2 protein-coding genes are annotated in these 4,141 nt (G+C 39.4%); both read left to right on the top strand.

What is annotated here, in order from left to right; genetic code table 11:
- Positions 1 to 259 precede the first annotated feature (259 nt).
- Entirely contained in the window at positions 260 to 1,879 is a 1,620-nt protein-coding gene (locus tag CWB66_RS12420; protein ID WP_138585634.1) for a glucan biosynthesis protein G, read from the top strand.
- A complete protein-coding gene (gene mdoH, locus CWB66_RS12415) occupies positions 1,851 to 3,812 on the top strand; it encodes a glucans biosynthesis glucosyltransferase MdoH (RefSeq protein ID WP_138585633.1) in 1,962 nt (653 codons plus the stop codon). The genes CWB66_RS12420 and mdoH overlap by 29 nt, the downstream gene beginning before the upstream one ends.
- Positions 3,813 to 4,141: the final 329 nt, after the last annotated feature.

Raw genomic sequence — 4,141 nt, 5'->3', positions numbered from 1 at the left:
ATTGGGTCTATTTAACGTTAAGAAAATTACGCTAGAACTAGGCAAAAATTTTTGTATCTAGTTGTTCTAAATAAAAAATTTTTTAACGACGTTATAGTGCAATTTAATTCGTTAAATTGATCAAAGATTTATGCAGTTTGGTATTAACTATTGATATAGAAGGTTTTTACATTCAGTTGTAGGTCTAGTCAGTTTAAAGTAGGTAAATCAATATCAACCTAACCATAAAAATAAGTTGTGTTTTTATAAAGGAACGAAAATGAAACAATTAACCCATTTAATACCAACCTGGCCACTATGCTCAAAGCCACTTTTGGGTCTACTTATTATGTTTTCGACTTTGGGAAACACTCATCAAGCATTTGCTGCAACTGTTGATGCTGCAATTCCACAAAGTAGTTTATTTGATGTAATAAGCGCACGTGCAAAAAAGCTAGCCGCTGAAGAATACATTGCGCCTAAAAATATTGAGCTTGATGCACTCAATAATATTGATTACCAAGACTATCGATCTATTCGCTTTAAAAAAGATAAATCGGTATGGAAAGACGAAAGCCTTTATGAAGTACAGCTATTTCACCCCGGTTTTTTATATAAAACACCTGTAACTATAAATACCGTTGATGGTGATTCTAAGCGCAACCGCTTACCTTTTAGCACTAATTTTTATCAGTACGACTCAACAGCAGCGCCTTTAAAAGACGAAATAGATAAAAGCGTCGCTAACATGCAATTAGGCCACGCCGGTTTTAGACTCCATTACCCTCTAAATACCAATGAGTACAAAGATGAGGTCATGGTATTTCAGGGCGCTTCATACTTTCGTGTTGTCGGCCCCAATCAAGTTTACGGGTTATCCGCTCGCGGTTTAGCTATTGATACCGCAGAAGCCTCAGGCGAAGAATTTCCAATGTTTAAAGAGTTTTGGTTAGTTAAGCCAAAACCACAGCAAACAAATATTGTTATGTTTGCATTACTTGATAGTCCATCAGTATCTGGCGCATATCGATTTAATATAGACCCTAGCACTAACACAGCGGTGAAAGTTGATATGCAAATATTTGCACGTAAAGACGTTAAAAAACTGGGTGTAGCGCCACTAACAAGCATGTTTTACCACGGTGAAAACAGCACTAAGTTTTTTGATGACTACCGCCCTGAAGTTCACGACTCTGACGGCTTATTAACACAGTCTCAAGATAACAAATGGATATGGCGCCCTCTTAATAACCCAGCTCAACTCAGTGTGACCTCTTTTTCATACAACAACCCTAAAGGCTTTGGTTTAGCCCAACGCGATCGAGACTTTAATAACTATTTTGATACCGAAGCCCATTACCACGACCGCCCTAGCCTTTGGATTGAACCTGAAGGTGAATGGGGCAATGGCCGAGTAGAGCTGGTAGAAATACCTACAGATACCGAAACTAACGACAATATAGTAAGTTATTGGGTGCCTGAAAAACCATTTAAGGCGGGTGATTCATTAAAGCTCAGCTATAAAATGACAACTTTTAACGCTCAATTAAATCAACACGAAAAAGCACGCGTCGTTCGTACTCGAATTGGTAGTGCAGCACTACCAGGCGAAGACAATCCACCGCCAAAAAGTCATCGTCAATTCACTGTCGATTTTTCAGGACCCGAGCTTAATCAATTATCTGAAAAGCTAAACGTAATAGCCGACATTCAACTAACAACTGGCGAAGTAAGCGATATAACGGTACAAAAACTACCAGATACTTTTGGCTGGCGTGTGGCTTTTAAAATTGCACCACAGGACGGTAAGCCAGTAGACATGCGTTTATCGCTAAAACTACGTGATAAAGAAATTAGTGAGGTATGGAGTTATGTTTGGTATCCAAATGACATCAAGTAAGCAAAACCAAGGAACATCAATGCCTTTTAAAACACTTCGCGTATGGTTATTTGCCATCGCTGCTATTGGTATATCAGGTTACGGTATGTCAATCATGTTTGAAATTTTAAATTCCAACGGGATGACTTTACTCGAATATGCACTACTGGCTTTGTTTTCAATTACGTTTGCGTGGATTGTAACCGCATTTTGCAGTGGCACAATTGGCTTTATATTACAGCTTTTACGCATTGATCCACTCACCCTTAGGCGTGTGAAGCCAATTGAGCCTAATAGCCAAGCGCTAGCGCAGCAAAGAACAGCCGTTGTGATGCCAATTTATAACGAGGATACTCATCGTGTTATTGCTGGCTTTGAAGTAAGCTTACAATCGTTAAAAGAGACGGGGCAACTTAATCATTTTGACTTTTATTTGCTAAGCGATACACAAGATCCACAAATAGCTAAAAACGAACTAAGTGCATGGCACGCATTGTGTGAACGCTTAGGTGATACAGCAAAACATGTATTCTATCGCCGTCGCGAAAATAACAAACATCGCAAAGTTGGTAACCTAACCGACTTTTGTGAGCGCTGGGGAAGCCAGTACGACCATATGATTGTACTTGACGCTGATAGCGTAATGACCGGAAAATGCATGCTAGAGCTCACTACTAGTATGTTAAACAATCCTAACGTCGGTCTTATCCAAACAATTCCGATCCCCGTTCGCCAAGACACCTTTTTTGGGCGATTTTTACAATTTGCCTCCGTGCTTTACAGCCCAATGTTGGCGACAGGCTCTGCGTTTTGGCAAACCGATAAAGCAAATTACTGGGGCCATAACGCAATAATTCGAGTTGATGCATTTATTGCCTGCTGTGGCTTACCCACTTTAAAAGGTAACGCCCCATTTGGCGGTGAAATACTCAGTCATGACTTTGTTGAAGCGTCTTTGCTGCACAGTGCTAATTGGGACGTATTGCTACTATCAGACATTGAAGGGAGTTATGAAGAAGTTCCAAGTAACATTTTAGATTATGCTGTACGCGACAGACGTTGGGTACAAGGCAATATTCAGCATCTTGGCTTATTGTCTTCGCCAAAGTTAAAGCTAATGAGTAAATTTCACTTTCTGTTGGGCGCAACCGCTTATATTTCATCATTAATTTGGCTATCAATGTTAGCGCTAAGCACCATAGATGCAGTCACTCGTGCACTAAATAGCGATGTGTACTTTAATCGCGCATACCAATTATTTCCTACGTGGCAAATCGCAAAAACCGACTTAATAGATTCGTTATTATATTTAACCATTATCATATTGTTACTCCCTAAACTAATGGGTGTGATCGTAACTCTTATACACAGGAAAAAGCGTTTTGGTGGTTCTATTAAGCTTATATCAGGCTCTTTAATAGAAACTATATTCGCAATTATCGTTGCGCCGCTTATGATGGTATTTCATGCCTACTTTGTTATTTGCGTATTTTTAGGGAAAAAAGTGAAGTGGGATGCCCAGCCACGCGAAGGTCGAATGGTTCCATGGAAAGAAGCGTTTAGTTATACGTTATTTTCAACCATTGTGGCTATAGTATGGGGCAGCACTGCTTATTATTTCACTCCCGTATTCTTTTGGTGGCTCTCACCTATTTTACTAGGTTTGGTATTGGCGGCTCCAATTGTGCGCTATTCAAGCAGTATCAAACTAGGCGTATTCCTTAGAAAAATAGGTATATTTATTTGCCCTGGTGAAGTAGATAACGATTCAACACTAGCTGCGCTGAAGGTACACCTGAAAGAAATCTCAGTTCCGAAAGAAGGCCAATACTCAGCAATTGTGCCTGTGCTGCCAAAAGAGCACTTGGTAACAATGCCTATTCAGTGCTTTAGCAAGCCGCGTAAACTAAAGATGAAAGCGCTAAAAGCAAAGGTAATAAAAAAATTTAACTAGCACTGTTTAACTAACACTACCCAATAAACAAAAAAGGAGCAACGTATTGCTCCTTTTTTAATGCGTGATATCTAAGTAACACCAATTCAGTTAATTAAGTGATCTATTTTTAGGTAAGAAAATCATGTTGATAACAAGGCAAACATTTCGTTATTTAGTGACTCAATAGCAGAAACTTTTAGCGCAGTTGGCGCCAGATTTAACCCCTCAAATTGATTAAGTAACCTGAACTCGGATAATAAATCTATCTCGAGCAGCTATTATCAGCGCTAACTGCGTTGAATTTACTTGCAATAGGCCAGCTATTGACGCGTAAATTTGCCTTGTTT

Source organism: Pseudoalteromonas sp. S558, from assembly GCF_005886635.1.
GTDB lineage: Bacteria > Pseudomonadota > Gammaproteobacteria > Enterobacterales > Alteromonadaceae > Pseudoalteromonas > Pseudoalteromonas aliena.
Note: the sequence above shows the minus strand (reverse complement) of the source record. Positions and strands in the feature narration are given on the sequence as shown.